This is a genomic window from Variovorax sp. Soil_C_12, assembly GCF_057657375.1.
In genome coordinates, this window is sequence record NZ_JBDGIO010000003.1 from 461,863 (window position 1) to 484,085 (window position 22,223).

Below are 22,223 nucleotides of genomic sequence, written 5' to 3' on the forward strand. Positions count from 1 at the left end.
CTACGCGCTTCTCGGTATTCGCCTTCGGAGCGGCCGTGCGGCTCACTGGAGTACCTTCGCCTTCGGCTACGGTGCTATTCGCCTTGGGAGCGGCCCGGCGGCTCATGGGGCTCCCCATTGGGTTGCGACCGCGCGGGCATCCGCTGTCTCGGCCGTCGTGGTGGAAAGGGCCGCTGCCGCGCGCTGCGCCCGCAATTGCGCCAGCGCGTCCAGGCAGTAGTGCGAAAACCAGAGCGCCGAGAAGGCGAACACCAGCGTGTAGATCCAGATCGCGAGCGGCGCCAGCACCAGGAAGGCGGCGACGAAGAGCATGCCCGAGGCCCAGACGATGCTGGGGGCGGCGCCCAGGTAGCCGCACAGCACGCCGATGCCGAGCAGCGGCAGGCGGTGGGCGCGCAGCAGCGCCGAGCGCTCCTCGGCGTTCGCATGCTCGGACAGGGCGTCGAAGCTCATCACGCGGTAGGTCAGCCAGCCCCAGATCAGCGGCGGCAGGACCAGCACCAGCGGCGGTATCAGCCACAGGGGCATCGACACCACCAGGGCGAGCAGCGCCAGCACCGTGAGGCCCAGCGAGCGGAACACGCTGCCGAGGAAGGAGGCGCCCTTCTTCTGTTCCAGCGCCGGGAAGCGCCGCTCGGCCACCAGGCGCGTCAGCGGCGGCGCCATCAGGCCGGAGACGACCAGCAGCGACACCACCACGATCAGCGGCGTGGCGGCGATCACCACCACCATCGGCGCCACCACGGCGGTGACGTCGCCGGAGAACAGGCGGCCGATCCAGGCCCAGAAGCTGGCCAGGAGCGGCCAGGCGTCGAGCGCGTCGCGCGTCCAGGCCACGGTGGCGTCCCAGTAGAAGTAGCCGAACAGCGCCGCCATCAGCACCATGAGGCCGAGCGGGAGCAGCGACAGCACGATCACCCGCGGGTGCATGCAATAGGCGACCGAACGCCAGAAGGAATCGAGGAGGAGACGCATCGGGGGCCGAGGATAACGCCAGCGCGTGAACGCGGGTTCAGTCGGCACCAGGCGTGAGGGCCATATTCAGCCGCGGCGGGCCAGGCGCTTCAGGCCCAGCCACTGCTGCGCCCAGAAGCCGCGCCCGTACTCGCGCAGCCGGCCATCGGCATCGGGCTCGACCTGGTCGCGGATGCCGGTCGGGTCGTAGCGCTCCTCGAAATTGCCGGTGCGAAACAGCATGTCCCACCACGGCAGCAGCACGCCGAAGTTGTGGCCACCGAGCGTGCGGGGGCCCTTCGATTCGTGCCCGATGCCGATGCTGTGGTGCAGGCGGTGAAAGCGCGGGCTGATCCAGAGCCGCTCCCCGATCGCGCCGAAGCTCCAGCGCAGGTTGGCATGCTGCAGGCTTTCGCTGAGCTGGGTGAAGGCGACGATGGCGATGAACTGCCCCGGCGCCACGCCGATCAGCTGGGCGACCACCACGATGATCGTGTCGTGGATGATGTCGTCGAGCAGGTGGTTGCGGTTGTCGCTCCACATGGTCATCTGGCGCTGCGAGTGGTGCAGCGAATGCAGCGCCCACCACCAGTTGAACTGGTGCTGCCCGCGATGGATGAGGTACTCGACGAAGTCCAGCACCACCAGGTAGATCGCGAAGGCGATCCAGGGGATGTCGGTCACGCCGGGCCAGAGCTGGTCGAGGTGGAGCGAGCCCCAGCCGGCCCCCCGCACCGCGCCCAGTGCCTCGTCGAACAGCGGATCGAGCGCGAAGAACATGGCCAGGCGGAACAGGCCCAGCCGGTGGATCAGGGTGTAGAGGATGTCGATGCGGATGGCCGGCCGGTCGACCACCGGCTCGACCGGCCGCCAGCGCTGGAGCGGGCCGATGAGGGCGACCAGGATCGCGATCTGAACCAGCCCGACCAGCAGCCAGCCGGTGGCGTCGAAGGCGTCCTCGACCCAGCCGCCGAGGCCGACGGCGTAGACCAGCGGCTGCACCGCGGCTTCGAACAGCCACTGCTGCACGTTGGCGAAGATATCGGTCAGCCAGTCCATCGGCACACCACCATGCGATTCAGGAATGCGATGCGATCCAGGCACGATACGCCGGATGCTGGCGCAGTGTCTCGAAGCAGAAGCCCTTGGCCTTGAGCCCGACGATCAAGGGCTCCAGCACTGCCGGCGCCCACGGATCCTTGCGCGACCAGATGCCCAGGTGCGCGACCAGGATGTCGCCTGCCTGGATGCGATCGAGGGCCTGCTGCAGCAGCTTCTCGTTGCTGAACTGCTCGCTCGGCAACTCATCGCCGAGGAAGCCGGCCGGCGACCAGCCCACATGTTCGTAGCCACAGGCCTTGGCCGCGGCCAGCAGCTTGGGCGAGGTCTTGCCGCCGGGGGCCCGGAACAGCGGCAGCGGCTTCTTGCCGGTGATGTGCTGCAGGCGCTCGGAGGACTTGGCGATGTTGGCGCAGTACTGATCCGCGTCCCAGGTGAATTGCCGTCCGGCGAAGGCCCCGGCCGAGGGCTGGATGCGGAAGCGCGGCGCGATGCCCTTGATGTCGCCGCGCCAGTAGGCGTGGTCGTAGGTGTGGGAGGCGAACTCGTGGCCTTCGGCCGCCCTCGCCTTCCACCAGGGCGCCCACTGGCTGTCCAGGCTGTCGCCGCCTGTCTGGGTGCGCTCGGCCGCGGCGAAGAAGGTGACGCGCACGTCCTGGCGCTTGAGCACCTCCGCCACCAGCGGGGCCACACCCATGTGGCCGGTGTCGAAGCTCAGGTAGAGCGGCTTGGCGCAGCTGCCCTGCGCGATCGCGCCCGTGGACAGGGCGCCCGCCGCGACGAGCAGAAAAGAAGCGACCGCAGCCTTAGCGCCGGGCATGGTCCAGCGTCCAGACACCATGCGGCGAACGGCCGACGGGAACTTGCCGCACCACCTTGTGGGCCGCCAGGTCGACCACGCTGAGCTTCTTGGCCCAACGCGAGGTGACGTAGAGCGTCTTGCCGTCGGCCGAGACGTCCATGCAGTCGGGCCCGCCAGGCACCGGGTAGGTGTCGACGACCTGCAGGGTCTGCAGATCGATGCGGCTGATGCTGTTGGCCACGCGGTTGCTGACGAACACGCTGCGGCCGTCCCCGGCCGAGCGGAAGGCATGGGCGCCCTTGCCGGTCAGGATCTTGCCGACCGGCTTGGGCTGTGCGGCCGCAACGTCGAAGACCTGCACACCGTCGCTGCCCGTGAGGCCGACCAGCAGGGTCTTGCCGTCGTGGATGCCGAAGATGTCAGCCGGCATTGGCCCCGTGGGCACGCGCCAGCGGATGGTCTGGGTGGCCAGGTCGACGGCGACCAGTTCGTCGCTGTCCTGCATCGTCACGTAGGCGGTGGTGCTCTTGGCATCGATCCAGATGTGGCTCGGCGTCTTGCCCGAGGGGATGCGCTTGACCAGCTTGGGCTCCTTGCCGTCCCAGCGGTAGATGTCGACGTGATTGAGCCGGTTGCCGGCGGTGACGAACCACTTCATGTCCGGCGAAAAGCGCAGGTGGTACGGATCGATGATGCCGTAGACCACACGCTGGACCTCGGCCGTGCGCGGATTCAGGAAGGTCAGCGAGTCGCCGGCCGAGTTGGCGACGATCAGCGAGCTCTCGTCGGGCGAGAGGTAGAGATGGTGCGGCTCCTTGCCCGTCGGGATACGCTGCTTCTCGCTCCAGTCGGCCGGATCGACCACGCTCACCGTGGCGTCGAGCGAATTGAGCACGAAGACCGGGGGCGGCTCGGCGGCCAGCGAAGGCAGTGCCACGCAGGCAAACAAAAAGGCCGCGAGGCGGCCTGGGATGGAGAGCTTGAAGCGCAAGGGGGACGTTCCGGAAGAAGGCTTCGAATTCTAACGATCCACCCTGTTCGCTGGCTGACCGGCGCGCACGTTTCGCAGGGCTTCGACTTGTTCCGCCTCCAGCCACCGCCACTGGCCGGGGGCCAGGTCCTCCGGCAGCGTCAAAGGGCCGATGTGGGAGCGATGCAGGGTTTCGACGCGGTTGCCCACGGCGGCGAGCATGCGCTTGACCTGGTGGTATTTGCCTTCGGTCAGCGTGAGCCGCAGGTGAAGATCAGCGACCGCCTCGCAGGCCGCTGCCCGCACCGGCTTGGGGTCGTCGTCGAGCACCACGCCGGCCAGGAGCCGGTCGACCTGGCTCCGGTCGATCGGATGCTTCGTGCCCACCTCGTAGACCTTGGGCACATGATGCTTCGGCGAGCCCATGCGGTGGATGAACTGGCCGTCGTCGGTCATCAGGAGCAGGCCCGTGGTGTCCTGGTCGAGCCGGCCGATGGCCTGCACGCCCTGCACGGCGCCCTTGTTGGGCCGCAGGCGCAGGGGCGCGGGCAGCAGCGTGTAGATGCTCGGATAGGTCGAGGGCTTCTGCGAGCACTCGGTGCCGGCCGGCTTGTGCAGCATCAGGTAGGCCTTCTCGTGGTAGGCCCACTCGGTGCCCTGGACCGTGAAACGCAGGCCCTGCACCTCGAACTCTTCGCCGGGATCGCCGACGGTGGCCCCGCCCACCCGAACGAAGCCCTGCTGCACCAGCCCGGCGCAGACGCGCCGGGTGCCGAAGCCCTGGGTGTAGAGGATCTCCTCGATCCGCATCAATAGCCGAGCGCCAGGCCGGTATTGCGCCGCGGGTCGTTGGCGCCGTAGAAGCGGTTCTTGCCCACCGGCTTGCCGCCCAGCGAAGGCGCGCCGACGATGATCGCCGCCGCGTGGTTGGCCGGCTGGGGCACGCCGAGGTTGTGGCCCATGTCGGTCAGGATCTTGCGGGTGTCGGGGCTGAGCGCGAAGGTCTCGACATTGGTCACGTCGGGCAGCCACTGCTGGTGGAAGCGCGGCGCATCCACCGCCTCTTGAACGTTCATGCCGTAGTCCACCACGTTGAGGATGCTGTGCAGCACGACCGTGATGATGCGGCTGCCGCCCGGCGTGCCGGTCACGAAGACGGGCTTGCCGTCCTTGGTCAGGATGGTCGGGCTCATCGAGGACAGCGGCCGCTTGCCCGGAGCGATGGCGTTGGCCTCGCCCTGCACCAGGCCGTAGAGGTTGGGCACGCCCACCTTCGAGGTGAAATCGTCCATCTCGTTGTTGAGCAGCACGCCGGTGCCAGCAGCCGTGACCTTGGCGCCGAACCAGTCGTTGAGCGTGTAGGTGACCGAGACCGCGTTGCCCCACTGGTCGACGATCGAGTAGTGCGTGGTGTTGCTGCCCTCGTGCGGCGCGACACCGGGTTTGATGTCCTTGGAGACGCCAGCCTTCTTCGGATCGATCACGGCGCGGATCTTCTCTGCATAGCCCTTGTCGAGCAGGCGGTCCAGTGGGTTCTTGACGAAGTCGGGATCGCCGAGGTAGCTGTTGCGGTCCATGTAGGCGTGCCGCATGGCCTCGATCTGGTAGTGCACCGCCTGGGCCGAGCGGAAGCCCAGGTCCTTGAGCGGATAGCCCTCGAGGATGTTCAGCATCTCGCAGACCACCACCCCGCCCGAGCTCGGCGGGGGCGCCGAGATCACGTGGTAGCCGCGGTAGTCGCATTCGACCGGCGCCAGCTCGCGTGTCGTGTACTGGTCGAGATCGGCCTGGGTGATGATGCCCTTGCCCGCCTGGCTCGACTTCACGATGGCGTCGCCGATCGGGCCCTTGTAGAAGCCATCGGGGCCCTTCTGGCTGACAGCCTTGAGCGTCTTCGCCAGATCCTTCTGCACCAGCTTCTGGCCGACCGCGAAGGGCTCGCCCTTGTTGAGGAAGATGGCGCCGCTGGCCGGGTCCTTCTTGAAGTCGGCGGTGGCGGTGGTGAGCATGTCGACATCGCCCTGCTCCAGCGCGAAGCCGCGTTCGGCCAGGGTGATCGCCGGCGCCATCAGTGCGGCGCGCTGCATGGTGCCGTATTTCTGGCGCGCCGTTTCGAGGCCGGACACGGTGCCCGGCACGCCGACGGCCAAGTGGCCGTGGGTGCTCAGGCCCTTGACGACGTTGCCTTCCTTGTCGAGGTACATGTTGGCGGTTGCCGCCAGCGGGGCCTTCTCGCGGAAATCGAGGAAGGTCTTGCGGCCGTCGGCCAGCTGCACGGTCATGAAGCCGCCGCCGCCCAGATTGCCGGCCGCCGGATAGACCACCGCAAGCGCGTAGCCCACTGCCACCGCCGAGTCGATGGCGTTGCCGCCGCGCTTGAGCACATCCACGCCGATCTTGGTCGCCAGGTGCTGGGCGCTCACCACCATGCCGTTTTCTGCCGCCGCGGGCGCCAGTGAGGCCGCATGCAATTGAGCTGCGCCGGCCAGCGCCAGCGCCATCACGACCGCGCTGCGCGCCGCCGTGGTCCACACGAGTTGTTTCACTGCGATCTCCTTTTTGCAAAGGAGTGCATCATGCCTCTATCAGCGCCTTTCGACGGAGGTCGCGCAGGGCGAGTGCGACTTGCTGCTGCGTAAATTCGCGCAACGCCGCTTCGTCCGTCAGCGGCTTCTCATCCTTGATGAAGCGCAGGCGTCCGGCGCGGGCTTCGGTGGCGAGGTGCTGGGCCAGGGCCTCGTGCGAATGCTTGCCGTCGAGAAGGGGCAGCAGGCAGCGTTCGAGCAGCGAAAGGCCCACCAGTTCGTGCCACTGGTTGCAGGCGACGGCCGTCGGTCCCGCGCTCAGTGCAAGGCCCGAGGCATTGCGCGTCACGGCCGGCGCCCGCGGGAAGGCCGACACCGAGACGCTGGCCTGCGGCGGCGTGCGCCGGATGCGCACCGCGCCGAGGATCAGCAGTTCTTCCAGCATCGCCATCACCGGAGGCTCGACCGCGGCGCGCGGCTCGCCGGTGCGCGCCGAGACTGCGGCAATCAGCGCATCGGTCGGCGTGCTCGCCGGATAGCGCTCGTCGAGCACCTGGGCGACCGCTTTGTGGACCGGCAGCCGCAACGTGACCTTGAGGTTGCGTATCGCACGGCAGACCTGCTCGCGTGCATCGAGCGTGAGCACCTCGCCATCCTCGGACGAGAACACGCCTGCATATTCGAGCGCGCGGATGCGCGCCATGTCGAGGCGATAACGGATGCCTGAAGCGCGCTCCTGCTTGACCAGCAGCGTCTGGCGGAAGGTCCTGTTCACCAGGAAGTCCAGGTACTGCTCCATCATGATCTGGCTGCCGCCGCATTCGCGCAGGAGCGGATCGCGCACCTTCTCGCCGTAGTTCTGCACGAACATGGTCGAGGGCTCGGCGTCGGCCAGGTAAGTGAGGCCGTGGGCGCCGGCGCGCGCGGCGAATTCCTTGAAGTAGCAAGGGGCGTTGTGCGGCTCGAGGAACTCGTGCAGGAGGTAGTACGCCCCGGAGTTGCGCACGATCGGCATGTTCTCTTCCAGCGTCTTCTTGAGCACGCTGTCCGGCCGCGCCGACTGCTCCAGGAACTCGAGCATGCCGCGGGCGTACGACAGCTTTTCGCCGGGCTCGTCGCGCGGGGCACCGCGCAGGATCATGGCGTCGCGCACGATCTCGCGGGCCTTCCAGCCCGGGTACACGTTGTAGCTCACGTAGGCCACGCCCTCGGGCGCCAGATTCTGGGAGCAGATGCGCAGGATCGCGTCCTGCACCGGCGCCGGCACCCAGCTGTAGACGCCGTGACAGATGATGTAGTCGAACTGGCCGAAGGAAGCGTCGATGCCCGTGATGTCCAGGGCCCGCAGCTCGATGTTCTTGAGTTGGGCCTTGTCGATGGCCGCCTGGCCCTGGCGGATCTGGACCGAGGACAGGTCCACGCCCACCATCGATGCGTCCGGATGACGGGCGGCGATGGGGATCAGGTTACCACCCGCCGCGCAGCCCAGTTCGAGCACACGCGCCTGCTTGAGCGGCGGCGCGGCGAGGCCGAAGAGGAAGGCCAGGGCCTCGAGATGCTCAGCCGTCGATTGTGGAAAGGGATGAGACTCGTACGGAACGACATCGTAGTAGTTCGAAGTCGCGGGCGTCGTCGATGATTCCATGGGTGTCCTCCAGCGCGCCGGCCACGGGTGTCTCCGTTGCCTGCCGGAAGGCCGATCCCGTCCGGCTGAAGGCGCGAGCGAGCGGACTATAGCCCGCGTGCGACAAGGCGCGAGGAATGCGAAAGAAAGAATCAGAATTGGCGGCTTGGACGCCGCTGCTAGGCGTCGCGCGTGGGCGCCGTCAGCAAATACGCCGCGAGATCGGCGAGGCTCTGCGACAAGCCATACATGTGCTGGTACTGAAGGATCTGCCGCGCAACGAGTTGCAGGCGGACGTCAAAGCTGGGATAGGGCTTCTGCTCCAGCCATGGCGACATGGCCGGGAGATGCTCCCCGCGCTGGAATGGCTGCATGATGGGGCGAACATCGCCGCGCTGAAACTCGAGTGCCATGCTCATGCGCGGATGCTCGGCGAATTCGCTGGTTGGGCCACCCCAATGCATGACGCATTGGTCCCAGAGCAGGTAGTCGCCAGGCTTCGCCGGCAGGGCACGCGCGGCGAACACGGGCGTCGGCGGTTCGGGCGTGCCGGCGGGTGCAGCTGTTGAACGGGTTCGCGTCGGACAGCGGGATCCAGCAGGTGAGCGAGAGGGGCGACCCATCCGCGGCAAGCGAGTTGTAGCGATTGTCCCGGTGGGGCTTCCAGCCGGTCTCGCCCTTTTTCGGATCGACATGCCATGCCCAGAACGCCGGCAAGGGCTTGAACTCGGCACCCAGAAAATGCGCGAACACGGGCCGGAGGCGCGCGTAGCAAGCCCACGGCTCGTCGTAGATCCACGCGAATACGGCCGGCAGCCCGACAGCGACGCAGCGCTTCACGGCCTCTCCGACAAGCGGCGCCAGTTGCTCGATCTCCTCGTCGCTGCCGCCGAAATAGCCGTCCTTCGACATCCGTTGCGCGAGCCGTTCATAGCTCTGCCGCGGCGCGGCCCCGGCATCCGACTGCATACCGCCGATGCAAAGCTGCGGCGCGAGCGAGCGCCAGAAGGCGGCGCTGCACAGGTCAGCCCAGGTGACCGGAAGCGTCGAAGGCGTGGTGATTGTCATGGTGCGTCTCCCAAATCTGCGTCCGAGTCGACAGGGCCGATTCAACTGGCCTGTCCTCCGGCGCGGCATCGTACTTGAAGGGAGGGCGCAGACGATGGGCGATGCCGGCTCGCTTGGGAGCAAACCGCGACATCGTGAACGCAAAGACAAAGCCTTTGCAGGTTGAATGGTGGAGCTGGGGGGATTTGAACCCCCGTCCGCAAGCCTTCTTCGCGCAGATCTACATGTTTAGCGATCTGTTTTGAGTCTCGCCACCGGTGTCGCGCAGTCGCACGCTACACCGGCCGCCAGTACCCTTGGTTCTCGCCTCGACCCAAGGTACCCGGATCGAGGCCAGCCGATGTGGATTATCTTTGCAGCCGGGAGGCGCGGATTGCTCCGTGCCCCCTTGCCCAGCCCATCGGCCTGCTGTTGCAAAGCTCACCGGCAATTAAGCGGCGAGTGCGAAACGTTCGTCGTTTGCAGTTAGTTTGTTTGAATCTGTTTTACGAGCGCATTCAGCTCGACATGCCCCGCTGCGATTCCGAACCCACGTCGAAACCAGTGCAGCCCCAGGAGCACCTATTTTAGGCCGGTTCCAGTAGCTGCAAGAGCTCCATGGGTGATGCGATGGCGGCGTCGGCCTCCCAGAGCGTCACATCGGCCTCGGCGCCCATGTAGCCATAGGCCGCAGCCACGGTGCGCATGCCGGCGGCCCGGCCGGCCGCCATGTCGCGCTCGTCGTCGCCCACGTAGATGCAGCGCTCGGGCGGCACGCCCAGTTGCCGCGCTGCCTCGAACAGCGGTTCCGGGTGCGGCTTGGCGTAAGGGGTGGTGTCGCCGCTGACGATCGCGCGCGCGGTGCCGAACAGCGGCATTGCCCGCGTGAGCGGTCCGGTGAAGCGGACCGACTTGTTGGTGACCACGCCCCACTGCAAGCCGCGCGCACAAAGCGCCGCCACGAGCTCGGCCACGCCCTCGAACACCCGTGTGCGCATCATCCGCGCCTCGTAGTTGAGGAAGAACTCCTCGCGCAGCGGCGCAAATTCCGGTGCGGCGGGCGTGATGCCGAAGGCCACGCCCAGCATCCCGCGCGCGCCTGAGCCGGCCATGGGGCGGTAGCGCTCCATCGGCAGCGAGGCCAGGCCACGATCGGTGCGCATCTGGTCGGCTGCGGCGCCCAAATCGGGCGCGCTGTCGATCAGCGTGCCGTCCAGGTCGAACAGGACGGCTCGGGTCGCATCGGCAAGGATCATGACTGGGCTGGCGCCGGCTTGCGCGTGGCGAACATATAGTTGACGCTGGTGTCGTGGCTCAACCAGTAGCGCCGCGTGACTGGGTTGTGTTGCAGGCCGCGGGTCTCGCGCAGATCGAGCCCGGCAGCGCGGCAGTGGGCGGCCAGTTCGCTGGGCCGGATCAGTTTCCGGTACTCGTGCGTGCCGCGCGGCAACATGCCCAGCACGTACTCGGCACCGACGATCGCGAGCAGGAAGGACTTCAGGTTGCGGTGGATGGTCGAGAAGAAAACCCAGCCACCCGGCTTGGCCAGTCGGGCGCAAGCCTGGACAACCGAGGCCGGCTGCGGGACATGCTCGAGCATTTCCATGCAGGTGACGATGTCGAAGCTCTCGGGCTGCTCGGCAGCCAGCGCCTCGGCGCTTATCCCCCTGTACTTCACGCCGCGCGTCGCGGCCTCCAGCGCGTGAAGCTGTGCGACCTTGAGCGCCTTGTCGGCCAGATCGATGCCGAGCACGTCGCCGCCGCGCCGCGCCATCGCATCGGCAAGGATCCCGCCGCCGCAACCCACGTCCAGCACCTTGCGCCCTGCGATGGGCGCAATACTTTCGATCCACTCCAGCCGTAGCGGATTAATTTCGTGGAGCGGTCGGAATTCGCTTTCCAGATCCCACCAGCGATGGGCCAGCTCGGAGAATTTGGCGAGTTCCGCCGGATCAGCATTCACGATTTCAGTCATATGCGGATTATGAAACGACGCGAATTGCCTTCAAGCCGCCTGCCCGAATCCGCAATGCGTTCGCCCATTAAAAAACCCCGCCGAGGCGGGGTCTTTTTTGAAGATTCTTGCGAATCAACGGTTGGCGCGGGTGCCGACCACTTCGATTTCCACGCGGCGGTTCTTGGCGCGGCCTTCCTTGGTGCGGTTGTCGGCGACAGGCTGCTTCTCGCCCTTGCCTTCGGTGTAGACGCGGTTGCGTTCGATGCCCTTCGAGACCAGATAGGCCTTGACGGCTTCGGCGCGGCGGACCGACAGGCGTTGGTTGTAAGCGTCAGTGCCGATCGAGTCGGTATGGCCGACGGCGATGATCACTTCCAGATTCACGTCGCGGATCTTCGAGACCAGGTCGTCCAGCTTGGCGCGGCCTTCAGGCTTGAGCACGGACTTGTCGAAGTCGAAGAAGGCGTCGGCAGCGAAGGTGACCTTCGAGGCTGCAACGGCCGGCGGGGGCGGAGCAGCGGGCGCGGGAGCAGGCGGGGTCACGGCGGCGGGAGGCGGCGGAACCAGGGCGCCATCGCAGCCAGCGGCAGCGGTGGCAGGCGTCCAGTTCGCATCGCGCCAGCACAGTTCGTTCGTGCCGTTCTTCCACACCAATTCGCTGGTACCGTTTTGCCAGTTGTCGATCACGGGCCCACCGTTCGCGGCGGTGACACGGGTCTGCGCGCCGGCGGCAGTGGCGAGCGCAGCGACTGCAAACATCATCGCCACTTTATTCAGTTTCTTCATGGTTCTCCTCTTGGGGAAAAAGCCGCAGCCGCGCTGCGAATCAAGGACGCTTTAAGTGACCACCACCCAAAACGTTGAGGCGATTGTGCCATGGGATCTTTGGCAAACTGCCCGGGAGGCGCCCCGGAAACGTAGGACGGAGGCGGAATCCCGGCCTTGTGTTGCGGCGGTGCGACACCCTCCGCGGCGTAAAATTTCGGGTTCTCCGCCGTCAGCACGCTGCCCATGACCTCGTTCGCCAAAGAAACTCTGCCCATCAGCCTCGAAGAGGAAATGCGCCGCAGCTATCTCGATTACGCCATGAGCGTGATCGTGGGACGCGCCCTCCCCGACGCGCGGGACGGCCTCAAGCCGGTCCACCGCCGAGTGTTGTATGCGATGCACGAGCTCAACAACGACTGGAACCGGCCGTACAAGAAGTCGGCCCGTATCGTCGGCGACGTCATCGGCAAGTACCACCCGCACGGCGACCAATCGGTCTACGACACTATCGTGCGGCTGGCGCAGGACTTCTCGATGCGCCACATGCTGGTCGACGGTCAGGGAAATTTCGGATCGGTCGATGGTGACAACGCGGCCGCGATGCGCTACACGGAAATTCGGCTCGCAAAGATTGCGCATGAAATGCTGGCCGACATCGACAAAGAGACCGTCGATTTCGGTCCCAATTACGACGGCAGCGAAAAAGAACCGCTGGTATTGCCCAGCAAGCTCCCGAATTTGCTGGTCAACGGCTCGGGCGGCATCGCGGTCGGCATGGCGACCAACATCCCGCCGCACAACTTGAACGAAGTCGTCGATGGCTGCCTGCACCTGCTGCGCAATCCGGACGCCACCATCGACGACCTGATGGAGATCATCCCGGCACCAGACTTCCCCACGGCCGGGATCATCTACGGCATCAACGGCATCAAGGACGGCTACCGCACCGGCCGAGGCAAGGTAGTGATGCGCGCCAAATGCCACTTCGAGGACATCGACCGCGGCCAGCGCCAGGCGATCATCGTCGACGAGCTGCCCTACCAGGTCAACAAGAAGACGCTGCAGGAGCGCATGGCCGAGCTGGTGCACGAGAAGAAGATCGAAGGCATCAGCCACATCCAGGACGAGTCCGACAAGTCGGGCATGCGGCTGGTGATCGAGCTCAAGCGCGGCGAAGTACCGGAGGTGGTACTCAACAACCTCTACAAGCAGACCCAGTTGCAGGACACCTTCGGCATCAACATGGTGGCGCTGGTGGATGGCCAGCCGAAGCTGTGCAGCCTCAAGGACCTGATCGAGGTCTTCCTGCAGCACCGCCGCGAAGTGGTGACGCGCCGCACGGTGTTCAACCTGCGCAAGGCGCGCGAACGCGGCCATGTGCTCGAGGGCCTGGCCGTCGCGCTGGCCAACATCGACGACTTCATCGCCATCATCCGCAACGCGCCCACGCCGCCGGTGGCCAAGGCCGAACTGATGGCCCGCCGCTGGGACAGCAAGCTGGTGCGCGAGATGCTCACCCGCACGCGCGCCGACGGCGGCGTCATCAACGCCGACGATTACCGTCCCGACGGGCTCGAGCGCGACTACGGCATGGGCGCCGACGGCCTCTACCGCCTCTCGGAAACGCAGGCCCAGGAAATCCTGCAGATGCGCCTGCAGCGCCTGACCGGCCTGGAGCAGGACAAGATCGTCGCCGAGTACAAGGAAGTGATGGCCGAGATCGACGACCTGCTGGACATCCTGGCCAAGCCCGAGCGCGTGTCGACCATCATCGGCGACGAGCTCACCACCCTCAAGCAGGAGTTCGGCCAGACCAAGCTCGGCGCGCGCCGCAGCCAGGTCGAGCACAGCGCCTTCGACCTGTCGACGGAAGACCTGATCACCCCCACCGACATGGTCGTGACCCTCTCCCATGCCGGCTACATCAAGAGCCAGCCGCTGGGTGAATATCGTGCACAGAAGCGCGGCGGGCGCGGCAAGCAGGCGACGGCGACCAAGGAAGATGACTGGATCGACCAGCTCTTCATCGCCAACACGCACGACTACATCCTGTGCTTCTCCAACCGCGGGCGGCTGTACTGGCTCAAGGTGTGGGAGGTGCCTGCCGGCTCGCGCGGCTCGCGCGGACGGCCGATCGTCAACATGTTCCCGCTGCAGGAAGGCGAGAAGATCAACGTCGTGCTGCCGCTCACGGGCGAGAAGCGCACCTTCCCGGCCAACCAGTACGTCTTCATGGCGACCTCCATGGGCACGGTCAAGAAGACCGCGCTCGACGAGTTCAGCAACCCGCGCAAGGCCGGCATCATCGCGGTCGACCTGGACCCGGGCGACTACCTCATCGGTGCCGCGCTGACCGACGGCGCGCACGACGTGATGCTGTTCTCAGACGGCGGCAAGGCCGTGCGCTTCGACGAGAACGACGTGCGCCCCATGGGCCGCAATGCGCGCGGCGTGCGCGGCATGACACTGGAAGACGGCCAGGGCGTGATCGCCATGCTGGTCGCCGAGGACGAAGAGCAGAGCGTGCTCACCGCAACCGAAAATGGTTACGGAAAACGCACAAGCATTACCGAGTACACCCGTCACGGGCGCGGAACCAAAGGCATGATCGCCATTCAACAGAGTGAGCGCAACGGCAAAGTCGTGGCAGCCACTCTGGTGCACGCCGACGACGAGATCATGCTCATCACCGACAAAGGCGTGCTGGTGCGCACCCGCGTCTCCGAAATCCGCGAACTCGGCCGCGCGACGCAAGGCGTCACGCTGATCGGACTCGACGAAGGCGCCAAGCTCAGTGGCCTGCAGCGCATCGTCGAGAACGATGCGAATGCGGAGAGCGACAACGGCGCCGACGACACTTCCTCATCATCTTCAACGGAGAACCCTCAGTGAAAAAATTCAAGTTCGCGCTCGTCGCGGTCGCGCTCGCCGGCAGCTCGATGGCCATGGCCCAGGACAAGGCGGCGATGGTCAAGCAGTTCCTCGACCTGCAGCGCCCCGGCATCGAAGCGCTGGCGCGCGGACTGGTCGAGCAGTCGAGTGCGCCCATCGCGCAGGCCGGCTCTCAGTACCTGCAGACGCAGGTCCCGGCCGAGAAGCGCGAGGCCGCCGCCAAGGCCGCCGATGCCGAGCTCAAGAAGTACTTCGACGACGCCTATCCCCTCGTGCGCGACAAGGCCGTGGCGCTGGCACCGGACGCCCTGGGCCCGATCCTGCGCGACAACTTCACCGAAGAAGAGCTGCGCCAGCTGCTGGCCTGGATCAACTCACCCCTGAGCAAGAAGTACCAGGAGCTCAACCCGAAGATGCAGACCGCACTGACGGAAAAGCTGGTGGCCGAGACCCGCTCCAGCATCGAGCCCAAGATGCGCACGCTCGACGCCAACGTCGCCAAGGCCCTGGGTGCCCCGACCGAAGGCGCAGCGCCAGCCAAGTCCGCGCCCAAGGCGCCCGCGAAGAAGTGACGACGGGCTCGGGTCCACGCCCGTACAACTTCTCCGCCGGTCCGGCTGCGATGCCGGAGGCGGTGCTGCAGCGCGCCGCCGCCGAGATGCTGGACTGGCAAGGCAGCGGCATGAGCGTGATGGAGATGAGCCATCGCGGCAAGGAGTTCGGTGCGATCTGCGCGCAGGCCGAAGCGGACTTTCGCGCGCTGCTGGCAGTGCCCGAGCACTTCCACATCCTCTTCATGCAGGGCGGCGGCCTGGGCGAGAACGCGATCGTGCCGATGAACCTGTCGCGCGGCGGCAAGGTCGACTTCGTGATCACGGGCAGCTGGAGCGCCAAGTCCCAGAAAGAGGCACTGCGCTACTGCAATTCGCATATCGCTGCCTCCAACGCCGACAGCCAGCACACGCGGATGCCCGCGCCCTCGACCTGGCAGCTGTCGGACGACGCCTCGTACGTACACCTGTGCTCCAACGAGACCATCCACGGTGTCGAGTTCCAGGAGCTCCCCGACCTGGCCGCGCTGGGCAGCAAGGCCCCGCTCGTCATCGACTTCTCTTCGCACGTGGCCTCGCGTCCGGTCGACTGGACCCGCGTCGGCCTCGCCTTCGGCGGCGCCCAGAAGAACCTCGGCCCGGCCGGCCTCACGTTGGTGATCGTGCGCGACGACCTGCTGGGCCATGCGCTCGAGATCTGCCCCAGCGCCTTCAACTACCGGATCGTGGCGGACAACAAGTCGATGTACAACACGCCGCCGACCTGGGGCATCTACATCGCCGGACTCACCTTCCAGTGGCTGCGGCAACAGGCCGAGGGCGCGCTGACCGGCGTCGCGGCCATGGAACAGCGCAACGTCGACAAGGCACGGCTGCTGTACGACTTCATCGACGCTTCGCCCTTCTACGAGAACCGGGTCGCGCCCGATTGCCGCTCGCGCATGAACGTCCCCTTCTTCCTCAAGGACGAGAGCCGCAACGAGGCCTTCCTCGCAGGCGCCCGCGAGGCCGGCCTGCTGCAGCTCAAGGGCCACAAGTCTGTCGGCGGCATGCGGGCCAGCATCTACAACGCGATGCCGCTCGAGGGTGTGCAGGCGCTGGTGGGCTACATGCGAGAATTCGAGCGGTCGCACGCGTAGAGTGCGTTCGATCCGACCGATGACCGCTTCCACCCCTCAGCCCCCCGCCTCCGACCCTTCCGCCAGCCTCGCCGATCTGCGGGTGCAGATCGATTCGCTCGACCAGCAGCTGCTCGACCTCCTCAACCGCCGCGCCCACGTGGCCGAGCTGGTGGGGGAAGTCAAGAAGCGCGAGGGCACGCCCTACTTCCGTCCCGATCGCGTCGCCCAGGTGATCGAGAAGATGCAGCAGAGCAACAACGGCCCGCTCAAGTCGCTGCACGTGGCCGCCATCTGGCGCGAGATCATGTCGGCCTGCCTGGCGCTCGAGTCGCCGCAGCGCGTTGCGGTGCTCGGCCCCGAGGGCACCTTCTGCGAGCAGGCCGCCGTCGAGTACTTTGGCGGTGCCGCCGACCTGATCTACTGCGCCAGCTTCGACGAGGTCTTCCATGCCACGGCAGCCGGCAGCGCTCAGTACGGCGTGGTCGGTGTCGAGAACACCACCGAAGGCGTGGTCACGCGCTCGCTCGACCTGTTCCTGCACTCCCCGACCCACGTGGTTGGCGAGGTCAGCCTGCTGGTGCGCCATCACCTGCTGCGCACGGTCAATTCGCTCGAGGGCATCGAGGCCGTGCTGGCCCATCCGCAGGCCCTCGCGCAGTGCCAGACCTGGCTGTCCAAGCACCTGCCGCATGCCGAGCGGCGCGCCGTCTCCAGCAACGCCGAAGGCGCCCGCCTCGCCGCCGGCAACCCGGCCTGGGCCGGCCTGGCCAGCGAGCGCGCAGCCACGCGCTTCGGGCTGCACATCGTCTCGCATGCGATCCAGGACGATTCGTACAACCGCACCCGCTTCGCCGTCATCTGCCTGCCCCAGACCCTGGCCATGCCGCCGGCCTCGGGCAAGGACTGCACCAGCCTGGTGGTCTCCGTGCCCAACCGGCCCGGCGCCGTGCACGACCTGCTGGTACCGCTGAAGGTCAACGACGTCTCGATGACGCGCTTCGAGTCGCGCCCCGCGCGCACAGGCCAGTGGGAGTACTACTTCTACATCGACCTCGACGGCCACCCCTCGCAGCCCAACGTGGCCGCCGCCCTCGCCGAACTGCGCAAGCTTTGCGCGTTCTACAAGGTCATCGGCGCCTACCCCGTCACCGCCTGAGGCAGCGCATGTTCGAACAGCTCGGCTTGATCGGCTGCGGCCTGATGGGCGGCTCCTTCGCACTGGCACTCAAGCGCGCCAAGCTGGTCAAGCGTGTGGTCGGCTACAGCAAGTCACCCTCCACCACCGAGCGCGCGCGGCAGCTTGGCGTGATCGACGTCACGGCGCCCTCCGCCTTGCTCGCCGTCTCGGGCGCCGACCTGGTGCTGATCGCGGTGCCGGTGGGCGCCTCCGAGGCCACCTTCAAGGCGATCCGCCATGGCATCACCGAGCAGATGCTGGTGATGGACGTGGGCTCGACCAAGGGCGACGTGATGGAGGCCGCGCGGCGCGGCCTGCACGACCACTTCGCCAGCTTCGTTCCCGCACATCCGATCGCCGGCAAGGAAGTCGCCGGCGTCGAGCATGCCGACGCCGGCCTCTACGCCGGACGCCAGGTCGTCCTGACGCCCGTCAAGGCCACGCTGCGCTCCAACGTGCAGCGCGCGACGCAGGTCTGGTCCGCGATCGGCGCCAAGGTCGTGACCATGACTCCGGAAGCCCACGACAAGGCCTTCGCGGCCGTGAGCCACCTGCCCCACCTGCTCGCCTTCGCTTTCACCAACGCGTTGACGTCCCAGCCCGAGGGGTCGCGCTTCCTGGAGCTGGCCGGCCCCGGCTTCCGCGATTTCACGCGCATCGCGGCCGCCGACCCCGCCATGTGGCGCGACGTGCTGCTGGCCAACCGCGAGCAGGTGCTGCAGCAATCGCGGGCCTTCCGCGCGGCCCTCTCGCAGTTCGAAGCCCTGATGGGCACGGGCGATTCGCAGGCCCTCGAGGACGCGATCGCCGCAGCGAGCCGCGCGCGCGCCCAATGGCAGCCCGGCGCCGGCGTATCGCCCGACTGAGCCATGTTCTCCACGCCGTTTCTTGACCTTCCGCCGCTCGCGGGCGCCTCCGGCACCGTGCGCCTGCCTGGCTCCAAGAGCATCTCCAACCGCGTGCTGCTGCTGGCGGCGCTTGCCGGCGGCACGACCACCGTGCACGACCTCCTGGACTCGGACGACACGCGGGTGATGCTCGACGCCCTGGCGGCGCTCGGCTGCCGCATCGAGCGCGCAGGCGCCACGCTGCGCATCGAGGGTCTGGATGGCCGGCTGCGCACTTCCGGCGCCAAGCTCTTCCTGGGCAACGCCGGCACCGCCATGCGGCCGCTGACGGCGGCGCTGGCCCTTCTCGGCGGCGAATTCGAGCTCTCCGGCGTGCCGCGCATGCACGAGCGGCCGATCGGCGATTTGGTCGATGCGCTGGTGCAGCTCGGCTGCCGCATCGACTACCTCGGCAATCCCGGTTATCCCCCGCTGGCCGTTCACCCGGTGCCGCTCGACACGCTCCAGCTGGCCGCGCCGATCCGCGTGCGCGGCGATGTCTCGAGCCAGTTCCTAACCGCCCTGCTGCTCGCCTTGCCACTGGCCGCAACGCAGCGCGACATCACCATCGAGGTGATCGGCGAGCTGATTTCCAGGCCCTACATCGAGATCACGCTCAACCTGCTGTCGCGCTTCGGTATCGAGGTCCGGCGCGAGGGCTGGGCACGCTTCGTCATCCCGGCCGGCAGCCGCTACCGCTCGCCGGGCGACATTCATGTCGAGGCCGACGCCTCCTCCGCCAGCTACTTCATCGCGCTGGGTGCAATCGCCAAGGGCGATGGCATCCGCATCGAGGGCGTCGGCGCCGATTCGATCCAGGGCGACATCCGCTTCGTCGACGCGGCGCGGCAGATGGGCGTGCACATCGACAGCGGCCCCAACTGGCTGGCAATCTCCCGCGGCGCCTGGCCTCTCAAGGCGATCGACCTCGACGCCAACCACATTCCCGATGCCGCGATGACGCTCGCGGTGATGGCGCTCTACGCCGACGGCCCCTGCCTGGTGCGCAACATCGCGAGCTGGCGCGTCAAGGAGACCGATCGCATCGACGCGATGGCGAAGGAGCTGCGCAAGCTCGGCGCCACCGTCGAGGACGGCCCCGACTTCATCCGCGTGCATCCGCTACGGCCGGCCGATTGGCGTGCCGCGAGCATCCACACCTACGACGACCACCGGGTGGCGATGTGCTTCTCGCTGGCCGCCTTCAACCCGGCTGGGCTGCCCGTGCGCATCCTCGAGCCGGACTGCGTGGCCAAGACTTTCCCCGACTACTTCGAGACCCTGTTCTCGGTGGCCGAGGCGGCCGAGGTGCCGGTGCTCTGCATCGACGGCCCCACCGCCTCGGGCAAGGGCACGCTGGCCGTGGCCGTGGCGTACCAACTGGGCTACCACTATCTCGACTCGGGCACGCTCTACCGGGTCGCCGGGCTGACGATGCGCCGCAACGGCCTCGAGGCGGACGCCGCCCACGAGGCCCGGATCGCCCAGCTTGCACGCACGCTGCCCCTGCGCTTCGCCGACGGCAAGGTGCTGCTGGCCGGCGAGGACGTCAGCGACGCCATCCGCACCGAGGCGGCCGGCATGGATGCCTCCCGCGTCTCCGCGCTGCCTGCCGTTCGCGAGGCGCTGCTGGCGCTCCAGACGAGCTTCCGCCGCCTGCCCGGCCTGGTGGCCGACGGTCGCGACATGGGCACGGTGGTCTTCCCTGATGCCGACCTCAAGGTCTACCTGACCGCCAGCGCTGCCCAGCGCGCCGAAAGGCGGCATAAGCAATTGATTTCAAAGGGTATTTCGACTACACTCGACAGTCTTCGCGCCGATCTGGAAGCGCGCGACCTCCGGGACTCCTCCCGCAGCGTCGCCCCTTTGAAGCCGGCGCCTGATGCCCGCCTCCTGGACAACTCCACGCTCTCGGTCGAGCAATCGGTCGAGCAAGTGATTGCCTGGTGGCAGGAAGTACAGCCCTTCGGGTCCGCCTGAAGGGTGTTTTCGGTCCAGCAGGTCCCCGCCGCGCGACAGCGCACCGGCTTGCTGGTTGTTCAACTCAACCCGGGCCCCGAGCCCACCAACCGCCGTCTCCAGACCCAGCCAGCCGCCCCGCGATCTTGCATTTGCGGCTGCAAACCCTGCGTGACGGAAGGAAATGACACATGTCTGAATCTTTTGCCGACCTGTTCGAAGAATCCCTGAAGCGTTCCGAAATGCGCAGCGGCGAGGTCATCACCGCCGAAGTCGTGCGCGTCGAACACAACCACGTCGTCGTGAACGCAGGCCTCAAGTCCGAAGCCTACGTGCCGATCGAGGAGTTCAAGAACGACAAGGGCGAACTCGAAGTCCAGGCCGGCGATTTCGTTTCCGTTGCCATCGGCAGCGTTGAAAACGGCTACGGCGACACCATCCTCTCGCGCGACACCGCCAAGCGTCTGGCTTCGTGGCTCGCCCTCGAGAAGGCCCTCGAATCCGGCGACTTCGTCACCGGCACGACGAGCGGCAAGGTCAAGGGCGGTCTCACCGTGCTGGTCAACGGCATCCGCGCCTTCCTGCCGGGTTCGCTGATCGACACCCGTCCGATCAAGGACCTGACCCCCTACGAGAACAAGACCCTCGAATTCAAGGTCATCAAGCTCGATCGCAAGCGCAACAATGTGGTGCTCTCGCGCCGCGCCGTGGTCGAGGCCAGCATGGGCGAAGAGCGCGCCAAGCTGATGGAAACCCTGAAGGAAGGCGCAGTCGTGCGCGGCGTGGTCAAGAACATCACCGAGTACGGTGCGTTCGTCGACCTCGGCGGCATCGACGGCCTGCTGCACATCACCGACATGGCCTGGCGCCGTGTCCGCCACCCGAGCGAGGTGGTGCAGGCCGGCCAGGAAATCACGGCCAAGATCCTCAAGTTCGACACCGAGAAGAACCGCGTCTCGCTGGGCCTCAAGCAGATGGGCGACGACCCGTGGATGGGCGTCTCGCGCCGCTACCCGCAAGGCACGCGCCTGTTCGGCAAGGTCACGAACATCGCCGACTACGGCGCGTTCGTCGAACTCGAGCCCGGCATCGAAGGCCTGGTGCACGTGTCCGAGATGGACTGGACCAACAAGAACATCGCCCCCAACAAGATCGTCTCGCTGGGCGACGAAGTCGAAGTCATGGTCCTTGAGATCGACGAGGACAAGCGCCGCATCAGCCTGGGCATGAAGCAGTGCAAGGCCAACCCGTGGCAGGAATTCGCGCAGAACACCAAGCGCGGCGACCGCGTCAAGGGCCCGATCAAGTCGATCACCGACTTCGGCGTGTTCGTGGGCCTGGCTGCCGGCATCGACGGCCTGGTGCACCTGTCCGACCTCTCGTGGAACGAGCCCGGCGAAACCGCCGTGCGCAACTACAAGAAGGGCCAGGAAGTCGAGGCGATCGTGCTGGCCGTCGACGTCGACCGCGAGCGCATCAGCCTGGGCATCAAGCAGCTCGACAGCGACCCCTTCACCACCTTCACCACGGTGAATGACAAGGGCCAGATCGTGACCGGCAAGGTCAAGACCGTCGACCCGCGCGGCGCCGAGATCGACCTGGGCGACGACATCATCGGCTATCTGCGCGCCAGCGAGATCTCCCGCGACCGCGTGGAAGATGCCCGCAACGTGCTCAAGGAAGGCGACGAAGTCACGGCCGTGGTGGTCAACGTGGATCGCAAGACCCGCAACATCCAGCTGTCGATCAAGCAGAAGGACCTGGCCGACGAGCAAGGCGCGATGGCCAACCTGAGCCAGCAGTCGGCACGCGAGAACGCGGGCACGACCAGCCTGGGCGCCCTGCTGCGCGCGAAGCTCGACTCCAACAACGAAAAATAATAGAAACAGAAGGACACGGCGAGGGCGAAGCCCTTGCCGTGTTTTCGCCT

Annotated in this window: 18 protein-coding genes and 1 other RNA gene; 7 read left to right on the forward strand and 12 right to left on the reverse strand. The window is 66.8% G+C overall.

Annotation, left to right across the window (positions count from 1 at the left end; genetic code table 11):
- Window positions 1-102: 102 nt before the first annotated feature.
- The 12 genes from AC3A6X_RS10920 to ompA form a co-directional block, all read right to left on the reverse strand.
- Complete coding sequence (locus tag AC3A6X_RS10920) at window positions 103-975, reverse strand: EI24 domain-containing protein (RefSeq protein WP_106555963.1); 873 nt, start codon at window positions 973-975, stop codon at window positions 103-105.
- Window positions 976-1,041: 66 nt separating this feature from the next.
- Complete coding sequence (locus AC3A6X_RS10925; protein ID WP_487842190.1) at window positions 1,042-2,013, reverse strand: sterol desaturase family protein; 972 nt, start codon at window positions 2,011-2,013, stop codon at window positions 1,042-1,044.
- Window positions 2,014-2,032: 19 nt separating this feature from the next.
- Window positions 2,033-2,833, reverse strand: coding sequence for a polysaccharide deacetylase family protein (locus AC3A6X_RS10930; protein WP_487842191.1), 801 nt, complete (start codon window positions 2,831-2,833; stop codon window positions 2,033-2,035).
- Window positions 2,820-3,788 (reverse strand): YVTN family beta-propeller repeat protein, encoded by a 969-nt coding sequence (locus AC3A6X_RS10935; RefSeq protein WP_409050690.1) that lies wholly within the window; start codon window positions 3,786-3,788, stop codon window positions 2,820-2,822. The genes AC3A6X_RS10930 and AC3A6X_RS10935 overlap by 14 nt, the downstream gene beginning before the upstream one ends.
- Window positions 3,789-3,836: 48 nt before the next feature.
- A complete protein-coding gene (locus tag AC3A6X_RS10940; RefSeq protein ID WP_487842431.1) occupies window positions 3,837-4,595 on the reverse strand; it encodes a pseudouridine synthase in 759 nt (252 codons plus the stop codon).
- Complete coding sequence (gene ggt / locus AC3A6X_RS10945) at window positions 4,595-6,286, reverse strand: gamma-glutamyltransferase (protein WP_487842432.1); 1,692 nt, start codon at window positions 6,284-6,286, stop codon at window positions 4,595-4,597. The genes AC3A6X_RS10940 and ggt overlap by 1 nt, the downstream gene beginning before the upstream one ends.
- A 73-nt stretch (window positions 6,287-6,359) precedes the next feature.
- Complete coding sequence (locus AC3A6X_RS10950; protein ID WP_487842192.1) at window positions 6,360-7,955, reverse strand: methyltransferase regulatory domain-containing protein; 1,596 nt, start codon at window positions 7,953-7,955, stop codon at window positions 6,360-6,362.
- Window positions 7,956-8,231: 276 nt separating this feature from the next.
- Window positions 8,232-9,002 carry a hypothetical protein gene (locus AC3A6X_RS10955; protein WP_487842193.1) on the reverse strand — a complete coding sequence of 257 codons (771 nt, stop codon included), beginning with the start codon at window positions 9,000-9,002 and terminating at the stop codon, window positions 8,232-8,234.
- 167 nt (window positions 9,003-9,169) lie between these two features.
- Window positions 9,170-9,555, reverse strand: a transfer-messenger RNA (tmRNA) gene (gene ssrA / locus AC3A6X_RS10960).
- Window positions 9,556-9,568: 13 nt separating this feature from the next.
- The gene (locus tag AC3A6X_RS10965) at window positions 9,569-10,237 is read right to left on the reverse strand and encodes an HAD-IA family hydrolase (protein WP_487842194.1); all 669 of its coding nucleotides are present in this window, start codon (window positions 10,235-10,237) and stop codon (window positions 9,569-9,571) included.
- Window positions 10,234-10,956: a bifunctional 2-polyprenyl-6-hydroxyphenol methylase/3-demethylubiquinol 3-O-methyltransferase UbiG gene (ubiG, locus tag AC3A6X_RS10970; RefSeq protein ID WP_487842195.1), complete on the reverse strand. Its 723-nt coding sequence runs from the start codon at window positions 10,954-10,956 to the stop codon at window positions 10,234-10,236. Before ubiG ends, AC3A6X_RS10965 begins: the two co-directional genes overlap by 4 nt.
- Before the next feature lie 114 nt (window positions 10,957-11,070).
- Window positions 11,071-11,724, reverse strand: a complete 654-nt coding sequence (gene ompA / locus AC3A6X_RS10975; protein WP_487842196.1) for an outer membrane protein OmpA — start codon at window positions 11,722-11,724, stop codon at window positions 11,071-11,073.
- A gap of 225 nt (window positions 11,725-11,949) precedes the next feature.
- Between ompA and gyrA the strand changes: the two genes are divergently transcribed.
- The 7 genes from gyrA (at window position 11,950) to rpsA (ending at window position 22,173) form a co-directional block, all read left to right on the forward strand.
- Entirely contained in the window at window positions 11,950-14,598 is a 2,649-nt protein-coding gene (gene gyrA, locus AC3A6X_RS10980; protein ID WP_487842197.1) for a DNA gyrase subunit A, read from the forward strand.
- Window positions 14,595-15,170 (forward strand): DUF2059 domain-containing protein, encoded by a 576-nt coding sequence (locus AC3A6X_RS10985; RefSeq protein ID WP_309970190.1) that lies wholly within the window; start codon window positions 14,595-14,597, stop codon window positions 15,168-15,170. The genes gyrA and AC3A6X_RS10985 overlap by 4 nt, the downstream gene beginning before the upstream one ends.
- A 50-nt stretch (window positions 15,171-15,220) precedes the next feature.
- Complete coding sequence (serC, locus tag AC3A6X_RS10990) at window positions 15,221-16,288, forward strand: 3-phosphoserine/phosphohydroxythreonine transaminase (protein ID WP_487842433.1); 1,068 nt, start codon at window positions 15,221-15,223, stop codon at window positions 16,286-16,288.
- A gap of 19 nt (window positions 16,289-16,307) precedes the next feature.
- Window positions 16,308-17,426: a prephenate dehydratase gene (gene pheA, locus AC3A6X_RS10995; RefSeq protein WP_487842198.1), complete on the forward strand. Its 1,119-nt coding sequence runs from the start codon at window positions 16,308-16,310 to the stop codon at window positions 17,424-17,426.
- A gap of 8 nt (window positions 17,427-17,434) precedes the next feature.
- Window positions 17,435-18,313 (forward strand): prephenate dehydrogenase, encoded by an 879-nt coding sequence (locus tag AC3A6X_RS11000; protein ID WP_487842199.1) that lies wholly within the window; start codon window positions 17,435-17,437, stop codon window positions 18,311-18,313.
- 3 nt (window positions 18,314-18,316) lie between these two features.
- Window positions 18,317-20,314, forward strand: a complete 1,998-nt coding sequence (locus AC3A6X_RS11005; protein WP_487842200.1) for a bifunctional 3-phosphoshikimate 1-carboxyvinyltransferase/cytidylate kinase — start codon at window positions 18,317-18,319, stop codon at window positions 20,312-20,314.
- Between the two features lie 170 nt (window positions 20,315-20,484).
- Window positions 20,485-22,173 (forward strand): 30S ribosomal protein S1, encoded by a 1,689-nt coding sequence (gene rpsA, locus AC3A6X_RS11010; protein ID WP_068685144.1) that lies wholly within the window; start codon window positions 20,485-20,487, stop codon window positions 22,171-22,173.
- Window positions 22,174-22,223 lie beyond the last annotated feature (50 nt).

Bases quoted from the DNA above. Each gene is read 5' to 3' on its own strand.
- AC3A6X_RS11005 (WP_487842200.1), top strand. From the start codon at position 18,317: ATGTTCTCCACGCCGTTTCTTGACCTTCCGCCGCTCGCGGGCGCCTCC.
- ubiG (WP_487842195.1), bottom strand. From the start codon at position 10,956: ATGACTGAAATCGTGAATGCTGATCCGGCGGAACTCGCCAAATTCTCC.
- AC3A6X_RS10965 (WP_487842194.1), bottom strand. From the start codon at position 10,237: ATGATCCTTGCCGATGCGACCCGAGCCGTCCTGTTCGACCTGGACGGC.
- gyrA (WP_487842197.1), top strand. From the start codon at position 11,950: ATGACCTCGTTCGCCAAAGAAACTCTGCCCATCAGCCTCGAAGAGGAA.
- serC (WP_487842433.1), top strand. From the start codon at position 15,221: ATGCCGGAGGCGGTGCTGCAGCGCGCCGCCGCCGAGATGCTGGACTGG.
- rpsA (WP_068685144.1), top strand. From the start codon at position 20,485: ATGTCTGAATCTTTTGCCGACCTGTTCGAAGAATCCCTGAAGCGTTCC.
- pheA (WP_487842198.1), top strand. From the start codon at position 16,308: ATGACCGCTTCCACCCCTCAGCCCCCCGCCTCCGACCCTTCCGCCAGC.
- ompA (WP_487842196.1), bottom strand. From the start codon at position 11,724: ATGAAGAAACTGAATAAAGTGGCGATGATGTTTGCAGTCGCTGCGCTC.
- AC3A6X_RS10940 (WP_487842431.1), bottom strand. From the start codon at position 4,595: ATGCGGATCGAGGAGATCCTCTACACCCAGGGCTTCGGCACCCGGCGC.
- AC3A6X_RS10950 (WP_487842192.1), bottom strand. From the start codon at position 7,955: ATGGAATCATCGACGACGCCCGCGACTTCGAACTACTACGATGTCGTT.
- AC3A6X_RS10925 (WP_487842190.1), bottom strand. From the start codon at position 2,013: ATGGACTGGCTGACCGATATCTTCGCCAACGTGCAGCAGTGGCTGTTC.
- AC3A6X_RS10955 (WP_487842193.1), bottom strand. From the start codon at position 9,002: ATGACAATCACCACGCCTTCGACGCTTCCGGTCACCTGGGCTGACCTG.
- AC3A6X_RS11000 (WP_487842199.1), top strand. From the start codon at position 17,435: ATGTTCGAACAGCTCGGCTTGATCGGCTGCGGCCTGATGGGCGGCTCC.
- ggt (WP_487842432.1), bottom strand. From the start codon at position 6,286: ATGGCGCTGGCGCTGGCCGGCGCAGCTCAATTGCATGCGGCCTCACTG.
- AC3A6X_RS10920 (WP_106555963.1), bottom strand. From the start codon at position 975: ATGCGTCTCCTCCTCGATTCCTTCTGGCGTTCGGTCGCCTATTGCATG.
- AC3A6X_RS10930 (WP_487842191.1), bottom strand. From the start codon at position 2,833: ATGCCCGGCGCTAAGGCTGCGGTCGCTTCTTTTCTGCTCGTCGCGGCG.